Source organism: Hymenobacter lutimineralis, from assembly GCF_008271285.1.
Classification (GTDB): domain Bacteria; phylum Bacteroidota; class Bacteroidia; order Cytophagales; family Hymenobacteraceae; genus Hymenobacter; species Hymenobacter lutimineralis.
Window position 1 is genome coordinate 38139 of record NZ_VTHL01000003.1, and the last position, 20394, is coordinate 58532.

The 20394-nt window shown below is 59.4% G+C and carries 17 protein-coding genes and 1 tRNA gene; 7 read left to right on the top strand and 11 right to left on the bottom strand.

Going from position 1 to position 20394, the window contains the following annotated elements; genetic code table 11:
• Positions 1–126 precede the first annotated feature (126 nt).
• A complete protein-coding gene (locus FY528_RS04100) occupies positions 127–1029 on the top strand; it encodes a carboxypeptidase-like regulatory domain-containing protein (RefSeq protein ID WP_149069726.1) in 903 nt (300 codons plus the stop codon).
• Positions 1030–1240: 211 nt separating this feature from the next.
• On the top strand, positions 1241–2110 hold the full coding sequence (locus tag FY528_RS04105; protein WP_168682140.1) for a carboxypeptidase-like regulatory domain-containing protein: 870 nt from the start codon (positions 1241–1243) through the stop codon (positions 2108–2110).
• Between the two features lie 78 nt (positions 2111–2188).
• Here FY528_RS04105 and FY528_RS04110 read toward each other — a convergent pair whose 3' ends face one another.
• From FY528_RS04110 to FY528_RS04120, 3 genes are all read right to left on the bottom strand, one after another.
• Complete coding sequence (locus FY528_RS04110; protein ID WP_149069728.1) at positions 2189–3307, bottom strand: bifunctional transcriptional activator/DNA repair enzyme AdaA; 1119 nt, start codon at positions 3305–3307, stop codon at positions 2189–2191.
• Positions 3304–4083 carry an isocitrate lyase/PEP mutase family protein gene (locus FY528_RS04115; protein WP_149069729.1) on the bottom strand — a complete coding sequence of 260 codons (780 nt, stop codon included), beginning with the start codon at positions 4081–4083 and terminating at the stop codon, positions 3304–3306. Before FY528_RS04115 ends, FY528_RS04110 begins: the two co-directional genes overlap by 4 nt.
• 260 nt (positions 4084–4343) lie before the next feature.
• Positions 4344–6842: a bifunctional UDP-N-acetylmuramoyl-tripeptide:D-alanyl-D-alanine ligase/alanine racemase gene (locus tag FY528_RS04120; RefSeq protein WP_149069730.1), complete on the bottom strand. Its 2499-nt coding sequence runs from the start codon at positions 6840–6842 to the stop codon at positions 4344–4346.
• A 110-nt stretch (positions 6843–6952) separates the two neighbouring features.
• Between FY528_RS04120 and FY528_RS04125 the strand changes: the two genes are divergently transcribed.
• Positions 6953–7843 carry an EamA family transporter gene (locus FY528_RS04125; protein WP_187631996.1) on the top strand — a complete coding sequence of 297 codons (891 nt, stop codon included), beginning with the start codon at positions 6953–6955 and terminating at the stop codon, positions 7841–7843.
• A gap of 54 nt (positions 7844–7897) precedes the next feature.
• Here FY528_RS04125 and FY528_RS04130 read toward each other — a convergent pair whose 3' ends face one another.
• Complete coding sequence (locus tag FY528_RS04130; protein ID WP_149069732.1) at positions 7898–10516, bottom strand: DUF5686 and carboxypeptidase regulatory-like domain-containing protein; 2619 nt, start codon at positions 10514–10516, stop codon at positions 7898–7900.
• A gap of 150 nt (positions 10517–10666) precedes the next feature.
• On the opposite strand from FY528_RS04130, the gene FY528_RS04135 reads away from it, so the two are divergent.
• Entirely contained in the window at positions 10667–11179 is a 513-nt protein-coding gene (locus tag FY528_RS04135; RefSeq protein WP_149069733.1) for a regulatory protein RecX, read from the top strand.
• A 128-nt stretch (positions 11180–11307) separates the two neighbouring features.
• Here the strand turns inward: FY528_RS04135 and FY528_RS04140 are convergent, their stop codons facing one another.
• Both FY528_RS04140 and FY528_RS04145 read right to left on the bottom strand, forming a co-directional pair.
• Positions 11308–11898: a GNAT family N-acetyltransferase gene (locus tag FY528_RS04140; RefSeq protein ID WP_187631997.1), complete on the bottom strand. Its 591-nt coding sequence runs from the start codon at positions 11896–11898 to the stop codon at positions 11308–11310.
• A gap of 26 nt (positions 11899–11924) precedes the next feature.
• Positions 11925–12557: a DUF4230 domain-containing protein gene (locus tag FY528_RS04145; RefSeq protein ID WP_149069735.1), complete on the bottom strand. Its 633-nt coding sequence runs from the start codon at positions 12555–12557 to the stop codon at positions 11925–11927.
• Positions 12558–12646: 89 nt separating this feature from the next.
• On the opposite strand from FY528_RS04145, the gene FY528_RS04150 reads away from it, so the two are divergent.
• Complete coding sequence (locus FY528_RS04150; protein ID WP_149069736.1) at positions 12647–13879, top strand: glycosyltransferase family protein; 1233 nt, start codon at positions 12647–12649, stop codon at positions 13877–13879.
• On the opposite strand, the gene FY528_RS04155 is transcribed toward FY528_RS04150, so the two are convergent.
• From FY528_RS04155 to FY528_RS04170, 4 genes are all read right to left on the bottom strand, one after another.
• Positions 13802–14764: a 1-aminocyclopropane-1-carboxylate deaminase/D-cysteine desulfhydrase gene (locus FY528_RS04155; RefSeq protein ID WP_149069737.1), complete on the bottom strand. Its 963-nt coding sequence runs from the start codon at positions 14762–14764 to the stop codon at positions 13802–13804. The two genes, FY528_RS04150 and FY528_RS04155, sit on opposite strands and share 78 nt — an antisense overlap.
• Before the next feature lie 85 nt (positions 14765–14849).
• Positions 14850–17405, bottom strand: coding sequence for a YfhO family protein (locus FY528_RS04160; protein ID WP_149069738.1), 2556 nt, complete (start codon positions 17403–17405; stop codon positions 14850–14852).
• Between the two features lie 200 nt (positions 17406–17605).
• Complete coding sequence (locus FY528_RS04165) at positions 17606–17878, bottom strand: DUF4834 family protein (protein ID WP_149069739.1); 273 nt, start codon at positions 17876–17878, stop codon at positions 17606–17608.
• A gap of 17 nt (positions 17879–17895) precedes the next feature.
• On the bottom strand, positions 17896–18657 hold the full coding sequence (locus FY528_RS04170) for an FkbM family methyltransferase (RefSeq protein WP_149069740.1): 762 nt from the start codon (positions 18655–18657) through the stop codon (positions 17896–17898).
• Positions 18658–18814: 157 nt separating this feature from the next.
• Between FY528_RS04170 and FY528_RS04175 the strand changes: the two genes are divergently transcribed.
• Positions 18815–19693, top strand: a complete 879-nt coding sequence (locus tag FY528_RS04175; protein WP_149069741.1) for a hypothetical protein — start codon at positions 18815–18817, stop codon at positions 19691–19693.
• Here the strand turns inward: FY528_RS04175 and FY528_RS04180 are convergent.
• Complete coding sequence (locus FY528_RS04180) at positions 19646–20131, bottom strand: hypothetical protein (RefSeq protein WP_149069742.1); 486 nt, start codon at positions 20129–20131, stop codon at positions 19646–19648. The genes FY528_RS04175 and FY528_RS04180 overlap by 48 nt on opposite strands.
• 157 nt (positions 20132–20288) lie before the next feature.
• Between FY528_RS04180 and FY528_RS04185 the strand changes: the two genes are divergently transcribed.
• Positions 20289–20361: transfer RNA gene (locus tag FY528_RS04185), tRNA-Thr, on the top strand.
• The last annotated feature ends 33 nt before the right edge of the window (positions 20362–20394 follow it).

Genomic DNA, 20394 nt, shown 5'->3' on the forward strand with positions numbered 1-20394 from the left:
CCCCGCAATTACCGCTGAGCTATAGGTAGTACTTTTCCGAAATGGAATTGTTGTTTATAAACAAACACAGATTATAGCTTTACAATTAGGGTTTTTGTTGTATTTTTGACATACACTCGAACACGTATGCAACAACGTCTACTTTTCCTCCTAGCCTTTTTCCTGTTCTCACCCCTGCTGCTTTCCGCCCAAAGCACCGAGAACCGCATCACCGGCCGCATCGTGGACTCTAAGACGAAGGAGCCAATTCCCTTCTCTTCCATCGGGCTGAAAGAAGAGCAAACCGGGGTGCTTACCAACGAGTATGGCTTCTTTCAGATTGCCATGCCAGAGAAAAACGAGTCTGACTCCCTGGTCGTTATTGCGCTGGGTTACTTCCGCAAAACGATTCCCGTAAAGCGCGGCACCAAGATGGAAGATATTTCCGTGGAGGTAGTGAAGCGGGTAATCGAGTTGAAGGGCGTAACCGTGGAGGGCGGCAAGGTGAAAGACCTGGCTCTGGGCTCCAAGACGGCCACGCCCGGTGAGGGCATGATTCAAGGCCAGCCCGGTAGCCAGTACGCCTTCTTCGTGAAAAACGACAAAGGCAAAAAACTCGGCAACATCCGGTCCGTGTCCTTCTATATCGGGGAGCACGGCTTTCCGCGGGAGCCGTTCCGCGTGCGCCTGTACAAGGCCGACGGTGACTACAACTCCCCCAACACCGACCTGCTGACGGAAAACGTGGTCGTGTCGGCCCCCGGTGGCGGGCAGTGGTACACCATCGACCTAACGACCTACAATATCCCAGCGCCAGAAGAAGGCTTCTTCGTAGCTATGGAGTGGGTAGTAAGCGGCGACAAGTTCTACACCACCAACTTCGCTGACAACTACACGCCCTACGGCCAGATCATGCGTCCCACCTTCGAGTTTAAGGAAAGTCGCACCTGGAACTATAGCATCGGCAAGGGCTGGAGCCTGATTACGCTGGTCAACAACGGCAAATACTACAACGCCATGATTAAGGCGGAAGTAGACATGATTAAGTAAATGCCCGGTATTGCTTGGGTTGGCCGCCGCTTTTCCGGATTAAGTCCGGCGAAGCGGCGGCTTCTTAATTAACGCCTAGCGCCGCTGATGCCACCACCCAAGCCTGAAAAAATCTTCCCAACGTTCCGTCCCGTGGAAGTTGTCGGAACTCATTGTATTTTTGGGAAGTAAACCCTGACCTATGCAGCAACGCGTACTTCTTTTATTTGCTTTGTTTTTACTGCTGCCCGCCCTCAGCTTCGCGCAGGCCAACCGTATTTCCGGCCGGGTGGTAGATCAGAAAACAAAGGAGCCGATTTCCTTCGCCTCCATTGGCCTGAAGGAAGAGCAAGCCGGGGCACTTACCAACGAGTACGGCTTCTTCCAGCTGCCCATGCCCGACAAGAACGCCACCGACTCCCTGATCATTATGGCCCTGGGCTACAAGCGCACGGCCTTGCTGGTAAAGAAAGGCACCAAGATGGATGAACTCATCATTGAGGTGCCCAAGCAAAACATTGTGCTGGAAAACGTGAACATCACGGCCAGCAAAGTAAAAGAGCTGGAAATGGGAGCCCGCACCAACACCCCAGGCGACGGTATGATTCAGGGCATGCCTGGCAGCCAGTACGCGTTCTGGGTGAAGAACGACAAAAGCAAAAAGCTTGGCCTGATTCGCTCCGTGTCGTTTTTCCTGAGCGAAAGCGGCTTCCCGCGGGAGCCATTCCGGGTGCGCATCTACAAGGCCGATGGCAACTACAGCTCGCCCAATACCGACCTGCTGACGGAAAACGTGGTCGTGTCGGCGCCCGGTGGTGGGCAGTGGTTTACCATTGATCTGGCCGCCTACAACATTGTAGCGCCTGAAGATGGTTTTTACGTAGCTATGGAGTGGATTGTGAGTGGCGACAAGTTCTACACCACCAACTTCATGGACTCCTACACGCCCTACGGTCAGATTCTGCGCCCCACCTTCGAGTTCAAGGAAAGCCGTACCTGGAACTACACTATTGGCCGGGGCTGGACGCTCATTACCCTCGCCAACAACGGCCAGCGCTACAACGCCATGATCAAGGCCTCGGTGGATATGTATAAGGATTGAGTGCTTAGTGCTTAGTATGTATGTAAAAGGCCCCGCAACGGTTGTTGCGGGGCCTTTTTCTTTATTGGATGTCCTTTTTTAAGATACAGATGACTTGAGTTCTGCTGAAACGGGCACCATATCGGACGCGAGGGAATGATGCCGAGGTGTATGCTGGGCCTCCAGGTTCAGCAGCCATTGCTTGCGCCATAAGCCCCCACCGTAGCCCGCCAATTGCCCGTTGGAAGCCACAACCCGGTGGCAGGGGACGAGAATGGAAATCCGATTAAGCCCATTGGCCGTGGCCACTGCGCGTTGCGCCCCGGGTTGCAACAAGCTCGCGGCTTGCTGCTGATAAGAGCGCACGGAGCCGTACGGAATAGTCTGCAAGGCCCGCCAGACAGCCTGCTGGAAGGGCGTGCCCGGGGCGAAGAGCGGAACCGAAAACTCGCGGCGGTGGCCTCGAAAATACTCGTTCAACTGCTGTTGCAGTAACTCAAAATGCGGGTTTGGCCCGGGCACAATGGCGGCATTTAACCGCCTGGTCAGATATTTCAACTCCGTTTCCAACATCTTCCGGTCCGCAAATTCCAGCAGGCAGATGCCCTGGGGCACAGCACAGGCCAACATGGGCCCCAAGGGAGTTTCCAGTCGGGTCAGGTCGATGACGCCTTGCTGCCGGCTGTTGGAGGGGGCAACGCCGAATACCGCTTTAAAGGAATCCTGAAAGCCGCTCAACGACTCGTACCCCGCCTCATAGGCCGTACCCGTCACCGATTCGCCGCGCTGGATTCGCTTGAAAGCCCCGTTGAGGCGCACCATCCGCTGGTAGGCCTGAAACGTGAGGCCGTGATTTTTCAGAAACCACCGGCGCAGCGTGGCGGGCTCCAATCCCCTGGCTCGTAGCTGGGCGTCGGTCAGGCGGCTTGCCGGGGCCGCGTGCAGGTCGCGTAGCAGGTCCTGAATGTGCGTAGGGGTTTCGCCCGGCTTTTCCAGCGGCGTACACACCTTGCACGCCCGGTAGCCGTGCAACAGGGCTTCGCGGGCACCCGCAAAGAATTCTACGTTTTCGGGTTTGGGCTTACGCGCCGTACAAGTAGGGCGACAAAAAATGCCGGTAGTTTTCACCGCGGCAATGAAAGAGCCTTCGTAGGCGCCATTTTTATCAACCAGCGCCTGGTAATACTCCTGGTGGCGGGCACTAAGGTCGTTGCTCATTGGAATAGCACGTTGAGCTGCCGGGTCTGCTGCAGGAGGGCCCCAACCTGCTCCTGCCGGCGCGCCAGGAGCTCGAACAAAAAGTTACCCATGCTCACCCGCTTGATGCCAGCCTGCTTCAGGTCTGCCCAACCCGGCAACCCCGGTACGCACAGCACGTTCACGGGCAAGGACGTCTGCCGACACAAAAGCTGCATAGCCGCAACCTCCGCCAGGCCCGGCACAAACAACCCATCGGCCCCGGCCGCGGCATACGCCTGCATGCGTGCCTGGGTCTGCGGCAGAGCGTCCGGCAGGCCCAGCAGGTACGTATCGGTGCGGGCGTTCAGGAAAAGCGGCATGTCATGCGCGCGGCAGAACGCTTTGATCTGCGCTAGGGTGCGGGCGAAATCCGCCGCGTCCACTAAATAACGGCTTCCTTCGCTTACCAGTGAGTCCTCTAAGTTGATACCGACCACGCCCAGGGCGTGCAGCTGCGCAATGTGCTCACAAATGGTGGCTACGTCGCGGCTGTAGCCCGCTTCGAGGTCCACCGTCACGGGTAGCGTGGTGGCCGCGCAGATGCGCTCAACTACCCGCAGCAGATCGGTGAACGGGAGCTGCTCGCCATCCGTGTAGCCCAAAGCACTGGCAATAGCGGCACTGGACGTGCCTACGGCTACAAAGCCGTTTTGCTGGCAGATAGCCGCGCTCCGGGCATCCCACACATTGGGCAGGAGCAGGGGCTCGGATTGATGATGCAGGTGGTGAAAGTAGGTGGAGCGGGTGGAGCTCATAGTCGTTTTTTAAACGAAGGTAGGCGGGCCCAACCAGGGCCGGCAACCGGAAAATGAACAACCATTTTCTTCTGCGTAGCCTTGCCTGTCATTGCAAGCCGGAGGCGAAGCAATCCGTCCTCTGCAATGGGCTGCCCCTTCTTCTACCAAAAAGCCCCTGACGTCCGTACTGGTGCCAGGGGCTTTTCACATTTCAGGGCTTGTCGCGTTGTTCAGGACGGATTGCTTCGCCTCCGGCTCGCAATGACGGCTGCTTGGCCTTACTCCGCCACGAAGACGCGCTTTACCCGGTCACTCACGTTGGTCAGCAGCTCATAGGGAATGGTGCCGATGCGGCCGGCCAGCTCGGTGAGGGTGATGTTCGGCCCGAACACCTCCGCTACGTCGCCGGCCTGCACGCCGGCAATGCCCGTCACGTCGGCCATACACATATCCATGCACACATTGCCCACGATGGGGGCCCGCTGCCCGCGAATAACCACTTCGCCCCCGCCGTTGCCGAAGCGCCGGTCGTACCCATCGGCGTAGCCGATAGCCAGGGTGGCAATGCGCCGCTCGTAGTCCGTAGCCTGGCCGCGGCGGCTGTAGCCCACCGTCTGGCCCGGGGCTAGCGTCTTCACCTGCGAAACCGTGGTTTGCAGCGTACTGACGGGGTACAGGGCATCCTGCTGCTGGCCGGTCGCTTCTACTCCATACAGCCCGATGCCTAGCCGCACCATATCAAAATGGCTGTCGGGGAACCGAATGATGCCCGCTGAGTTGAGGGCGTGCTTCAGTACGGAATAGCCAAGCGCGGCTTCGAGCTGCGGAGCCATCCGGCTGAACGCGGCCAGCTGCTGACGGGAAAAATCATTATGCTGGGCTTCGTCGGCGCCGGCCAGGTGCGTAAGTAGGCTAGCCACGCGCAGCTGGGCGCGGTGCGTTTGCAGTAGCGCGCACAGCTCCTCCAGGTCTTCCTCGGTAAAGCCCAGCCGCCGCATGCCGGTATCCAGCTTCAGGTGCATGGGGGGCAAGGGTTGTTCCTGAGCGGCGCGCAAGTAATCGGCCAGCGCTTCAAAAGAGTAGATTTCGGGCTCCAGATGATACTGGCGCAGCTTCTGAAAAGAGTCCGGCGAGGGGTTCATCACCATCAGCGGCAGGCTGATGCCTTGCTGGCGTAAGTCCACGCCTTCATCGGCATAGGCCACAGCCAGGTAGTCGGCACGGTGAAACTGCAGCAGGTTGGCCACTTCATAGGAGCCGCTGCCGTAGGCAAACGCCTTTACCATCACCATCAGCTTGGTGCCCGGCTGCAGGCGGCTGCGGTAGAAATTCAGGTTGTGGACCAGCGCATCCAGGTTGACTTCGAGCACCGTGCCGTGGATTTTCTGCTGAAACACCGCCACGATTCGCTCAAACCCAAACCGCCGTGCGCCCTTCACCAGAATGGTTTCGTGTCGAAACTGGTCGGGACGGAAATCCGCCAGAAACGCCGCCGTATCGGGGTAAAATTCCGCCGACGCACCAGGGAAGGCCACCGCGCTGGCGCTGATATCCGGCCCGATACCCACCAAACGCTCCACGCCGTGCGTAGCCAGCTGCTGCGCCACCCGGGCGTAAAGCTCCGGCCCCGCCAGCCCCGACTCCAGCACGTCGGACAGAATGAGGGTTCGGCGGCCGCGACGGGGCTGGCGCACCAGCGCATCCAGGGCCAAACTCAAGCCCGCCAGGTCATTATTGTAGGTGTCGTCCAGGATGTAGCAGTCGTTCAGGGCCTGCTTCATTTCCAGGCGCATGGCCACGGGGTGCAGCCGGTCGAGGCGGCGCTGGATTTCGGCGGGGGCCACCTGGCGCCAGAGCAGCACCATCAGGCAGTGCAGGGCATTTTCCAGGGAGGGCTCATCGGCGAAGGGCACGGTGAAGGTGTGCTCCTGCGGCAGCGGGCGGCGCTGGGCCACGCGCACCACGGTGCGGTCGGCAGTGGCTTCGAGCACCGTAACGGCTACGTGCGCCTCCTGCGGGTGCTGGCGGCTCCACGTGAAGGTGCGGCTGGCATCCAGCAGTTGCTGGGCAGCGGCGTGAATGAGGGCGTGGTCGCGGCAGTAAAACAGCGTATCGACGTGGCGGAACAGCTGCATTTTCTCCGCCACTTTCTCGGCCGCCGAGCTGAAACCAGCATCATGGGCCGTACCCAGGTTGGTGAAAATGCCCAGCGTGGGCTGGATGACGGCCGCCAGCCGGGCCATTTCGCCGCGCTCCGAAATGCCCGCTTCGAAGATGCCAAAGGTGTGCGTGCGGTTGAGCTCCCACACACTCAGGGGCACGCCCACCTGCGAGTTGTAGGAGCGCGGACTTTTGCAGAGCAGCTCATCGGGGCTCAGCATCTGGGCCAGCCACTCCTTTACGATAGTTTTGCCATTGGACCCGGTGATGCCCAGCACCGGCACCCGAAACTGCGCCCGGTGGCGGGCTACCAGTTCCTGCAAAGCCCGCAGGCTGTTGGGCACCACCACAAAGCCCGCTTCGGGGAAAGCAGCCGGACCGCCCGGAATTTCACTTGCGCTATCGACCACAAACTGCCGCACGCCGCGCTGGTAGAGCTCGGGCAGGTAGCGGTGCCCATTGTGCTGGGCACCCCGGATGGCAAAAAACAACGAGCCAGCTGCTACGCCCACCCGGCGGCTGTCGAGCAGCAGGTACTGAACCGCCAGGGTCGGATCGGTGGGGGCCTGCAGCAGCGTGCCATCTACCAAGGCCGGCAAATCAGAGTATAGCAGCATACGGCAAAGGTACAACCGACCCTCCTCATCCATTGCAGGTGGGCGGCAGTCATCAAACCATTCAAGTACCTTTGGGTTCTGCCCTGTTCTCTCACCCGCCTCTTGCCTCAGTGACTCGTTACCATTCTGCCGCCCTGCTTGCCTTCCTGATCTGGGGCTTTTTCCCTATTCCGCTTAAAGCATTGGCGGGCTACTCCAGCGGGCAAATTTTGCTTTTCCGGGTGCTGGTCTCCCTGGGCTTGTTACTGATTATCAACCTACTGCTGCGGCGCACGGCTATGCGCATCCTGGTGCAGCAATACCGCCAAGCCACCCAGGCCGAGCAGCGCCGGGTGCTGCTGCTTACCGTGGGCGGCGGGCTGTTGCTCGTGGGCAACTGGCTGCTCTTTATCTACACCATCAACCAAGTGAGCGTGCAGGCTGGCTCGTTTGCGTACCTGATTTGCCCCATTATCACGGCCCTGCTGGGCTTTGTGGTGCTGCAGGAGCGGCTTCACCTGCGGCAGTGGCTGGCTATTGGGCTCAGCGCGGGCAGCTGCGCCCTACTGGGCATCGGGGATTTGCACGCGCTGGGGCTGAGCGTGGTGGTGGCCCTTACCTACGCCTTTTACCTTATTTCTCAGCGCCTGCTCCGGGACTACGATAAACTGCTGCTGCTCCAGATTCAGCTGCTGCTGGCGGCCGTGGTGCTGCTGCCCATAGCCCACTCCCTGCATGCCGACCTGAACGCGGGCTTCCACGATAGGCATCTGCTGCAAATGGCCGGCGTGCTGAGCATTTGCTTTACCATTATTCCGCTGTTTCTCAATCTGTACGCCCTAAATGCCCTGCCCTCCGGCACCGTAGGCATTCTGATGTACCTGAACCCGCTGGTAAGCTTCGTGCTGGCGTTCCTTTACTTCCACGAAGCAGCCACCCTCACCCAGGCCGTAGCCTACGTGGCTATTCTGGCTTCGGTAGTGCTGTATAACCTGCCAGAGAAGCAAGTTGCTGGTTGTTAGTCGTTCGTGGCTGGTTATTCATTATCCATTGCTCCAAGAACAACAGTTAACTACTTAAAACCCCGCTCCTACCCGCACCCCGGTACTGAGTTGCTGGCCTGAGCGCAGGCCCGTGTACACATCTACCCGAAAAAGCTTGAAGATGTGCTCGATGCCGGCCCCCAGCTCAACGTAGTGGCCCACGGCAGGCGTGCTGAGGTAATTGAAAGAGGCTACTTCCTGCCATTTGAGGCGGCGCAGCAGCGGGATTTTATTGAGGAAGAAGCCGTTGAAGTGGTGGTTTACGTGGGCTTCCAGGTAGCGCTGGCGGGTGCTGAACCGGTAGTAATCCAGCAGCTGAAACTGGTCGAAGTTAGCGGCGAATACGGTGAGGTTGCCCGAGAAATGGCGGTAGTCCATAAACGAAAGGCGCGGTGTGCCCACAAATCCGCCCACGGTAGCATCTATGTGCGTCTGCCCGAAGAGGCCCAGCTCCAGGTCTTTCTTTATACCCGCTTCCAGACGCGTATAGCGGACGTCGGAGCCCAGAATACCACTAATGCCCTGGCGCCAGGCAGCGCGCAGCGTGGGGCTTTTCGAGCCCAGGTTGAACTTCCCATCGGGCCGGATGATGTACTGCTGCCCGGGCTGCCACGTTAGCTCGGCAAAGACGGTGAGCGACTGGTTGCGGCCGAAGGTAGGGTCGGGTAGTTCGTCGCTTATGGGCACGTTGGGCGTGAAAGCGCGGCCCGGCACGTCCACCAACACTTTTCGGCTGTGGTTTTGCAGCTCGCGACGGTCGGCGTAGCCCAGGGCCGTGCGCAGCATGAGGCCGTTTACCAACTCGTGCCGGAAGTTCAGCTCGCCCCCATCGCGCTGGTAGAGCTTGGCGTAGTTGCGGTTGCGCAGCAGCGTATAATCGGTATTGATGAAAGGCGTAAGCTGGCTGGCCGGGTCGAAGTTCTCAATGGTGCGCCCCAGCATAAAGCCTACCCGCGTGAACGACAACGGCCGGAATGTGTAACCCCCGGCCAAGCTGGGGCTGAATAGCTGCGCCCCAAACCCGTAGCGCAAAGCCGGCGTGAGCGAATAGCTGCGGCGGTCTTCGTAGCGCTGGGTGTAGGTACCTTCCAGGTTCAGCACCACGCCCTCCACGGTGTTGTACTGCAGCTGGGTGAAGACAGGCTCCACGCGCAGGTAGCGCCGCCGGAAAGAGTTGGAATAGTTGTAGCCCGTGAGCAGCACCTGCACCGGGCCCAGCTCGTTGCGCTTGCGGTCCAGCGAGTCCTGGTAGGGCTTGGAGCGTTTGATTACCTCGGCGCTGTCCTTCACGTGGTAGTCCTTGCGCTCCTCGGCGGTGAGGGGTACCGGACGGATATCGTTCCAGAACGTGGAGTCCCGCTCGTTGGCGCCTTTCTCAATGCGCAGGACTTCGCCCCGGCCCAGGGGCTCTACCCCGGCCACGGCCTCGGGCTGGGCTTCGGCGGCTTTCACCTGCTCCCGCACCCGGCGCCGAAGGTTGGGCAGGCTGGGCCGCTGCTTTTTCACCTCGGCCACGGTTTCGCGGGTTACCGGGGCTTCGGGCTTAGTGGTGGCAGCTACTTCCTTCTCGGCGGGCCGGGCCGGGTACGTGGCCTGCACGCGGTAGTTACTGAATACGGCGTTGAAGGAGCCACTGCCCTTAAAGCCCATCCCGCTGCCCGTCATGCCCACTTTCTGCGACTGTAGCACCCACACATCGGGGCGGCCGGGCGCGGGCATGTATTGCTGCTCGATGCGAATAGACTCCACGTATTCGATGCCCGAGTTTTCGCCCAGAGTCAGGTCGAGGCTGTGCAGGCGCCAAGCCCCGTCTACGAGGTAGATATGGCCCGAGAAAGCGGGGTCGTTGCGGTGGCGGGGCGTGACTTTAATCTTGTGAATCGGCTGGCCATTCTGCTCGGTGGTGCCCACCAGCTCGTAGCGGTAGAACAGAAAAGCATTCTGCGCAATAGGCGACACAAAACCCCGCTCCGAGAAGCCCGACTGCAGCAGGTTGTCGTAGAAGTTGAAGTTGCGGCCCGAGGCCCGGTTAAAGCTGAAGCCCCGGCTGTTGCCGCTGATGCGCGAGGCTATCATCCGCTCCCGAATAACGTTAGGCTGCCGGAAGCTCAGCTCCGACACCGACTCGGACAGGTAGATAACCCCCGGCTTGAGGCTGGGGTCAGTTTTAAACAACCCCAGGATTTTGGCCGGCACATCAATCAGCCGCACCAGCCCTTTGATGTAGGTGCGGGCCGTGAAGGCCGCCACTTCGGCCCGGTGGTAGCGCCGCCACTCAATGGCGTGCTGCACCAAGGCATAGGCCGGGTCCCGGTCTTTGGCACGCACCAGTACTTCCTTCAGCTGGTAGCTTTCGGGCTGCAGCACTACGTCTAGGGTGGTGGCGGTGTCGCCACCGGCTACGCGCACGGTAGCAAAATGCGGCCGGAAGCCCACATACTGGTATACCAGCTCGTAGGAGCCCGGCTCTAGGCGCAGCTGGTACTGTCCCTGCTCATTGGTGGCGGTACTCTGCGTGGTGTTGCGCACGGCCACGTTGGCAAAGGCCAGCGGGGCTTTATCGGGCCCGGTTACGCGCCCGCGCACCACGCCGGCGCAGGCCTGGTACGATACCCATAACAACAACAATTGCAGTAATCCAGCACGCCACATAACAAAGTCCGGTTCAGTCGTAGTTTCGGTGAAGATAGAGACAAACTCCAGCCAGCAAGTTGCGTCAAGCTGGACAAAGGGGGCCGAACGACTTACCACCGGGCTGCGTTACCTTAGTCAACCCGGCGCCGGTGGCGCTTTTTCTTCCTTATGAATCAACGCCCGAACAAAACGTACACGCCCGGCGAAGCCCTCCAAAAAATAGCGGCTTTCTGCACTTACCAAGAAAGAAATCAGCGGGAAGTAGCTGAGAAGCTGCGCAGCTACGGTTTGGATGAGGATGAAGCGGGCGAAATTATCATCCGTCTCAGCCGCGAAAAGCTGCTCGACGAAGAGCGGTATGCCAAGAGCTTCGTGCGGGGCAAGTACCGCCAGAAAAAGTGGGGCCGCCGCCGCATCCAGCAGGAGCTCAAGCAAAAGGGCCTCTCCGACTACTGCATCAAAGCCGGCATGAAGGAAATCGACGGCGACGAGTACTACCAGAACCTGACCACCCTGCTGGAAAAAAAGGACGCCCAGGAAAAAGAGCGTCATCCGGCCAAGCGACGCCAGAAGCTCACCCAGTTTCTCACGCTTAAAGGCTACGAGCAGGACCTAATCCGCATGGCCCTGGAAGACTTGGGCAAAGCCCCCGAAGACGCGGACGAGGCATACGAAGACTAATGGCTTGCTACGCATGCCCTATACGCGGTATCCACATAGCTTATGCAGGCACCGCGTATAGGCTAATGACAATGTCTAGGTGTTCGTGCAGCGGACTAACTTAGACATCGTCATGACTTGGCAAAGGGCTACCTGAGCTGCTGGGCGTCATAGTCGGAACGAAGCAGGCCAAACAGCTGGGCGTCCTGCCATTCATTGTAGAGGAAGTACCGCTCACGCTGGAGACCTTCTTCCCGAAAGCCCTGCTTTTCGAGGCAGCGGCGGGAAGCTACGTTACGTGGGTCTGCGTCGGCCTCGAGCCGGTGCAGGTTAAGCTCCGTGAAGGCGAAGCGCACCAGAGCGGCCAGGGCTTCGGACGCGTAGCCCTGCCCCCAGTGCGCCGAGCCCAGGGCGTAGCCCACGCCCGCGTGGCGGTGCGCGGCATGGAGCCCGTAGAGGGTAGCGGTGCCAATTACTTCGTCGTCGGTGAGGTGGGTGATTCCCCACTGGAACAGGCTCCGCTCCCTGAATAGGCTTTCTATCTGGGTTTGCAGCTCCGTGGCTTCAGCAAGGCTAGTGAATTGCTCACGGCTCCAGTAGCGCATCACGGCCGGGTCGGAGAAAATGGTGAACAGCGCCGGCACGTCCGCCGGGGTAAGCCAGCGCAGGCGCAGGCGGAGGGTAGTGAGCGTGGGCAGCTGCGTAAGGCCAGATAGAAATGCGGGGGCGGCGGTGGTCATGCAGTAAGCATACAACCGGGTGGGCATTATTGCAACCGGGGCCGGGCCGGCAGCGCCAATTGGCGCGTGAGCACCACGCGGCGGCCCGTCATGGTTTCGAGCATAGGCCGCAAGATCAGCTCGGCATTCTCGTTGGTTTGGGCCAGAATACCCGACTGCAGGGCGGCCCGGCGCACGTTCTGCTCGGCGTACTTGTAACCGGCGTCCACCAACTCGGCATCCTGCAGAAAGCCATTCTCCACGCTGTACACTTTGCTGTTTTTGTGGTCGATTTGCCAGGTGCACAGCTCGGCCGGGGGCAGGGCTACGCGCACCACTGAGTCGCCCTCAAACACTACGTCCTGGGCCCGCACCTTACGCAGGTCGAGGCAGCCCACGGCGTCGCCCGCCACAATAAGCGCGACTTTGGCGTCGGGCAGAAAGCGGTAGGTGCTTTTTTTGTACTCCACCACATCCTTGAAGTGGTAGCGCACCAGCTCCAGCCGGCCCAGGCTTTCTACTTTCTGCAGCACGGTGTTGTGCGTGACGGTCACGCGCGGCTCGGCGCGCAGCAAGCTAAAATCGGACAAGGACGGCTGCACTTTCCGCCACAGAAACCAGCCCAGCAGGAGCAGAAAAGCCAGGGGCAGCAAGCGGCGCAGAAGACGGGCAAGAGGCATGAGCAAGCAGGTTAATCTGCCACAACCTACGCAAGCCGCGCGGTTTTTGCCGATTGAGTGGCCGGGCTTTCCGTATTTTGCCAGCCGTTATGCTTCAACTGCCTGCTCTTTTGCTAAGCCAAACGCCGCTTTCGGCCCGGCAGACTGCCTGGCTGAAGCGCCATTACGGCTGGCTGCTGGGCGCTTTGTGGCTGCTGATGCAAGTGGCCCTGCTCTGGAAGCACGGCGGCCCCCGGCACGTCAACGACAGCAACCGTTACATCATCTACGCCACCCAGATTGCCGAGCAGTGGTTTTTCGAGCACGACCACAACCTGCGCTACGTAGGCTACCCATTTTACTGCAGTTTGTGGCTGGCCCTGGGCTGGGGCGAGTGGGGCATTGTGCTGGGCCAGATGCTGGTTGCCGGCGCGGCGGCTTGGGCCTTTCATCAGGCGTTGCTGCACCTCACGGGCCGGGCCCTGGTAGCCGGGGGCGCCACCGCCTTGCTGCTGGGGTGGTTTGACACGCAGAATCTGAATGCCTACGTACTCACCGAGTCGCTGTTTACCAGCGGTATTATTCTCTGTTTCTGGGCGTTTACTAAAGCCCGGAACCGGTGGGGTATCATTCGCCTGGTGCTGCTGGCGCTGGGCACGGCCTTGCTTCGCCCCAATGGCTTCCTGGTGCCGCTGGCATTACTGATAGGGGCGGGCTGGCAGTGGCGGCGTTGGTTGCTGGGCCCGGCCTGCCGCCCCTGGCTGGCCCTCGTAGTTTTGGCGGCGGCACCCGTGGTCTGGGTGGTCCTGAATAAGCTGCTGCTCACCTTTACCCTCGTGGAAACCTACCTGCGCGGAGAAATCATTTATGCCTACACAGCCTGGACGCTGCAACCCCGGGAGCCGCTGCAGTTGCCGCCCCCGGGCCTGAGCCCCGTGCTTCGCCTCGGCTACTTCGTGCTGCACAACCCCGTGTACGTAACCAAGCTGGCCTTGCTGAAGGGCGGCCTATTCTTCAGCTACGTCAAGAGTTACTATTCTTTTGGCCACGTGCTGGCCGTAGTGCTGGTTATCTACCCGTGTTACTGGCTAGCCTGGGTGGGCAGCCGCGCGGAGGAATTCGCGGTGGGTGTTCGGACCTTTCTGGTGGCCGTGGTGGCCTTACAGGGCTTCATTGTGATGCTAACGGTGGAGGACTGGGACGTACGGTTCCTGATACCGGTGCTGCCCTGCATTTTTGCGCTGGCGGCCCTGGGGGCCGCCACTCTACTCGCCCGGTTCGGGGAAGGGCCACCACGCACTGCGCGCCCCGAATCGTTGCCGGAACCCAGCCCAGGCCTGTAGCCCGCCCGTGTGCACGGCCACTACGGTGCTGCCCTCCGCGAAGTAGCCCTGCTCCACCAACTGCAGGATGCCCCACAAGAGCTTGCCGGTATAGATAGGGTCGAGCAGCACCCCATGCCGCTGCTGGAACGTCTGGATAAACGCCAGCAGATCCGGCGAAAAGCGCGCGTAGCCTCCATGGTGAAACTCGGTATGAATCGTCCAGTTGCCTGCTGCATCTTCCTTTCCAACAGGCTGTAGTAAGGTTCGCACCTCCGCCTGCAGAAACTCACCGCCCCGCAAAGCCGCTACGCCCACGGCTTTTTCCGGCGGCAGCAAGCCTGAAACAATACCCGCCAGCGTGCCCCCGGTACCACAAGCCACGGCCAGGTAATCGAAGGGAGTATGCGCCCGCAATTCGGCAACTAACTCGGCGCAACCAGGCAAGGCCAGGGCATTGGTGCCACCTTCCGGCAGCACGTACGCCGGGCCGGTTTCCCGTTGAAGGTCAGCTATCCAGGCAGCCTCGTGGCGGCGCAGGTAGGTGGTGCGGTCCACAAAGCGCAGCTGCATCCCATCGGCCCGGGCCTGCGCAAGTGTAGGGTTTAGCGGCTGCCGGGCCAGCTCTTCCCCCCGCACAATGCCGATGGTCTGAAACCCGGCCAGTTTTCCGGCGGCGGCCACGGCCGCCAAGTGGTTGGAGTAAGCTCCTCCGAACGTGAGCAGAGTAGACTGCTGCTGCTGCTGGGCTGCCTGCAGGTTATATTTGAGCTTGCGCCACTTGTTGCCGGGCAACTGCGGATGAAGCAGGTCGTCGCGCACGAGCAGGAGGCGGATACCCCGCGCCAGTGCCGCCGGTTCGGGCAAGGGCTGCACGAGCAATGAAGAACCAGGCGGAGGCAGCATAAGGCGGAAAACGGTAAACGCAACAGAACCTTACCCGCCACCGCCAGGGCGGTCAGATAAGGTTCTGCCAGATACTCGAGACTAATTAAGCTACCAGCTGTTCGGGTGCCGCGGTGGCGGCGGGCTGACGGCGTAGCGCGTACACGACCGTGCCGAGCAGGGCCAGAATCAGCAAGATGGAGGAAACCAGGGAAACGGTATTGCCTATGGAGTAGGCAGTAGGCTCGAACCGGAATTCGATGGTGTGCTTTCCGGTGGGCACCTGCATAGCCCGCAGCACGTAGTTGGCGCGCACGTACGGAGCTGGCTTGCCATCAATAAAGGCATTCCAGCCATCCTTGTAGTAAATCTCGGAGAAGACCACGAAGCCATCCTGCACGGCATTTACCTTGTACGTGAGCTTATCCGGGGAGTACTGCGTGAGGGCAATAGTAGAGCCGACGGTAATGAAGTTGGTTTTAGCAAGCGGGAACTTGGCTACATCCACCACGGCAGTGGTAGCCGGACTCAGGCTGGTCAGGGCCTTGATTTCCTCATCGGGAGTTTTCACGGGCTGCACTTCGCTCACAAACCAGGCGTTGCCCAGGGCGCCAGGGTTGCGCTGCACCTGCAGCCCGCCCTGAGCCTGCTGGCTGGGCACAATCACGTAGCGCGTGTTCAGCATGTTAAGTACGCCGGGGTTGCCTTGGGCCAGCTGCCGCTCAATCAGGTCCTGGTAGCGGCGCAGCTTAGCACCGTGGTACCCGCCGATGCTCTTGTGGAAGTAAGAAGTATTGGCTTCGTTGAAAGGGTTGCTGGCGTTGTATACCCGGTAGCTCAGGTCCTTGTCCTGCAGAATCTGCTGATCGGCCTGGGTGGGGACAAACTGCTGAGCTACGGTTTCGCGCTGGAAGTTGTCGTCGTTGAGGTAGCGCTTATCCACGCCCCAGAGGTCCACCAGCGTTAGCACCCCAACCAGGGCAGCGGCCAGCGTAGCTGTGAGCTTGCGCTGCAAGTAAAACCAGAGAATAGCCCCGGTGAGTACAATGAACAGCAGGGAGCGGAACACGTCTTTGTGCATGAGCGAAGCCCGGTCCTGGCGGAGGGCATCCAGCGGAAAGCCTTGCTGCTGTAGGCTGCTATCAATAGGCGAAGCAAAATCAGCCCCCAGCCCTACTAAGTACGCCAGCAAGCAGAGGCCGCCCGTGATACCGACGGCGTAGAGCACCTGGCGTTTCAGCAAGGCCGTTTCGGGGGTATCAGCAGGTTTGGGTGCCAGCGCCGGGTACGCCGCGGAGGTGGCTACCACGGCAGGCTGAGCCCGTAGCACCCGCGCCAACGCCAGCACAGCCAGCAGGGGCACGGCCAGCTGAGCTATGACCAGGGCCATGCTCACCGAGCGAAACTTGTTGTAACCCGGGAAGTAATCAAAGATCAGGTTGTTGAAGACCTCAAAGTTTTTGCCCCAGGCCAGCACGATGGACAGCACAGTGGCCGCCAGCAACCACCAACGCGTACGACGGTCGGCCACAAACAGGCCAAGCACAAATAGCAGCAGTACGCCGGCGCCCAGGTAAACGGGGCCACTGGTAATCGGCTGGTCGCCCCAGTACAGGGGAAGCTGCCGGAGCACATCCTGGAGCTGGGCTGGAGGTACCCCTAGCTGAGCCAAGGCCTGGGCCGTAGCCGAGCTTTCACTGAGTGCCCCCTGAGAAGCGCCACCGTAGTAGTTGGGCACCAGCAAGGTGATGGTTTCGCCCACGCCATAGCTCCACTGGAAGGCGTAGTCGCGGTCGAGGCCGGAGCCGGCTTCCTCCACTGCGGCAGTAGGCTGGCCCGGGGCCGTAGGAGCAGGCGTTTTCAGCTCCGAGCGGCCCCGAATACTGTATTTACCGTATTCCAGCGTGGTATACAGACGACCAAAGCTCACGCCCACGGCCAGCACGGCGGCCAGGCCCAGAATGGCAACCCGGCTGAGCAGGGCCGGCAGGCGGTTTTCCCGCACCGCCGCCACCAGCTCTATCAGGCCGAAGATGAGGATCATCAACAGTAAATAATAGGTTATCTGCAGGTGGTTGGAGCGCAGATTCATGGTCAGCCCCAGCGCAAACAGCGCGGCGCCCAGCCATTTATTACGCCGCAGGGCCACCAGCAGGCCCGCCAGCACCAGGGGGGCGTAGGCCAGCGCCAGCGACTTGGTATTGTGCCCCGCCGACAGAATGATGAGGTTGTAGCTGGTGAAGCCCAGGGCAATGGCTCCTACCACGGCCAGCAAGGGCCGCACTCCCAAGGCCACAAAAAGGATGTAGCCGCAGAGCAAGGTCAGGAACAGGTTGGCCACTACGGCCGGCAAATTCAGGGTAAAGATCTTGTGCAGGTAGCCCGATAAGTCGCCCGGAAAGTGGGTACTGATCAGGTAAGTGGGCATGCCGGAGAACATGGAGTTCGTCCAGAGGGCTTCCTTGCCCATGACCTCGCGGTACTGCGCCGCTTCGTGCGCTCCGCCGTTGAACTGCACAATGTCGTGCTGGGCCAGCGTCTTGCCATCAAATAGGATGGGCGCGAAGTAGATGGCGGCCAGCACCAGAAAAAATAAAACAGCCAGCAGGTGCGGCAGCACCCGCCGCCACAATGGCGCGGGGCCAGGGGAAACGGTTGTCATTCGGCGTGAAAAGAAGCTAATACAGACCAGGAGGGCGCTACACCCAACAAAGCAGCCCGAAGGTAGCCCGATTATTTTATTTCCCCGGCCAGCAGGCACCGCCTTTAGCTAGCCTTTTTTTCGGTTTTAAAGGTAAAAACCCCGGCTGTTTTGGTTAAAACAACCGGGGTTTATAAGATTAGGCTTCAAGCGGGTGTACGCTATTTCACTTCCTCAAATTCTACGTATTCTCCGCCTTTGAAGCCCTGGGGTTTGCGCGGCTGCTTAGGGGGCACATAGTCTACGTGGACGCCGCCAGTTGAAGGCCCTGGGGCGGCTGGCGGCTGCTCAAAGGGCACTTCTGTTCCAAATTGCTGGCCGAAGTTCTTCATCTGTTTTCTGACTACCCGCCCCAGCAGCATGCGCAGGAGCACCGGCAGCACAAACCGCACGAACAGAAAAACAAACAGCAGGATAAGCAGGAACTTCGGCATCTCTCTGGGCAGCTAAGCTAGCCAATTGGCGTGGTGGGTTGAAAGTAAAAATCAGCCGTGGCGGCACTTTCGAGCTGCGCAGGTAGGCAGGGCTCCAGTTCCAAACGAGCTGATAACACAAATGGTTTGTAGCCTAGCTCGCTTAACAGTGCCACCACTTGGCGGCGGTTTTCGAGGCCGTTCAGCTCCGTCTGGATAAGGGGGCGGTGGCGGCGTAGCGTGGCCTGCATGTGCCGAAACACCTCGTACTCGAACCCCTCTACGTCGCACTTTACAAAATCCAGGCGCGTCAGGTCGGCCAGCAGCTCGTCGGGGTTGCGCATGGGCACTTCGTAGGTGCGCACATAATGCTCCTGCGGGTTGCTGGCGGCTATCTTCGTCATGCCGTGGTGCAACAGGCCGTCCCGCTCCGGGGTGCCCATCTGCACCGTGGTGTTTTCGCCGCCCAGTGCATAAGGCAGCAGCGTCAGGTTATCGTAGCCGCTCAGCCGCACATTGTCGCGCCAGATGGTCTGAAACGCCGGAATGGGCTCCACGGCCAGCACCCGGCCCGCCGGCCCGGTTAGCTTGGAGAGCATCACGGAGTAGTAGCCGAGGTTGGCGCCAATATCCAGGCACACGTCCCCGGGCTTTACAATCCGACGCAGGAAAAACAGCTCCGGGTATTTGGCTTTGCCCCAGCCAGCCCCCACCAGGCGTAGGTACACGCGGCTCACCAGCCGGATGTACGTCTCGAAGCCTAGGGTGCGCACCAGCAGTTTGCGGAGGTCTTTCATCATAACAGCCGCAAAGATGCCGGAAAGGAAGATAACCAATCAAACCTCTCAAAAATATTAAGTATATGGTATGCTTTTTGTCGAGCCGTGAACTTCTGTGTTGTCAATATCGTTGATGGCGGCTTTATCCTGATTTTCTTCTCTTTTCTATTCCCTTTTTATGAAAGTACTTTTTCTCATTTATGCTGCTTTACTAGCGGGAGGCACTAACGTAGCAGTAGCACAAAGCTCCTTCTCTTCCCAGGTTGATTCGACTAGTTTGGCTGCCCGGCCCGATGCCCGGCCCGAACCGGTGAGTTCCACAAACTTCCGGTTTCAGCGCTATAAGTGGGACGTCAGCGTGGATGCCTCCTTTGTTCTACCATCAATCTATCAAGTGAGTTATGGATACGGATTCTATACTGTTTATGACCCCTTTTTCTATGGTTCTTGGAGTGGGCCCACCTCAAGCCGTTCAACTCGGTTTATGGTACGCCGCAACGAAACCGTAATGACGCGCACTAACATTCCAGTTCGCAAAGGCGCTTATCGAATGTCGCTGCATTTAGATGGATTGAATAGCCGCGTTAGTAAAGACAGCATCCGATTTAATAATCCGAGCTACAGAGACGCCTTCCTTTTTCCGGTATCCCAGAACTCTTTCAACGCGAGCGTGGCCGTGGGCTACGAATGGCAGCATCAAATGGGGCGCTTCCAATTTATATACGGTTACAATATGTTTGTTAATGGTGGGGCGAATCGGGAAACGGGTACTTGGCGTACTTCAGAAGGGTTACGGGAGGATTATACTTCTACTGCCCGTTACGTAGGTATTGGCCTCGGACCACTTGCTGGTGTAAAGTTTTTTATCCATTCTCGTTTCTCTCTATCACTGGAAGGAGCCTATACCGTTGCCTATAACCATCGTCGGTTTGAGTCAACAATAACGTCATATACTTACGTTGTGCGTAATGCAACGATGAATAGTATTTCTTATGGCCTAACGCCTATTTCAGCGTTCAATGCCACTTTTCATTTTGGCAGAAGGGTGAACCCATAGCGCCGTCGCGGCGGCTACCAGCCCGCCTACCAGGTACCAAGCCACCGTCATAGCCCTGGTTTGGGGAGTACGGTTGCTGGGTCCATTTCCGAGGCCTAACGGCCCTGGCAAAGTCACGCCCCCAATGCCCGCCGCCAGCCCTAGCGCAGCGCCACGCCACCATACGCCCCGGCCACTGCCCACTAGGCTATAGTATAAGCCATTGCTCAGGATGTCACCGGCCAATGTCAGGCCATAGGCGTTAGAAGCGTCGGGTTGAGGGGCATCCGCTGCCCGTAGAATTTTGCGCAGGCCCCGCTCGCCAAGGATGTCCATGCGGGGCGCATCCGTCGGCCGCACGCGCCGCACGGTTTCATGAATCAGGGTCACGACAACGGCACCGGTAAAACCACTGGCCAAAGCGCGTAAAACGGAGTTCGGGGAAGACGATTTTTTCATTGGAAAAGCAGAAAACGATGGAAGAATCAGGCCTGATTTAGCCGTTACAAAGCTGTAGACCCTGAGCTAGACCGAAAAAATTGCCAAGTAGCTTGCGCGGTTTCCGCGCCGCTCTTTATCTTTGCAGCCCTTGAAAGCCACTCGGGCTTCGGGAAATGCCTGTTTAGCTCAGTTGGTAGAGCAGCTCATTCGTAATGAGCAGGTCGTTGGTTCGAGTCCAATAACAGGCTCACAAACAAAAGCCCCCGCATTCGTTAGTACGA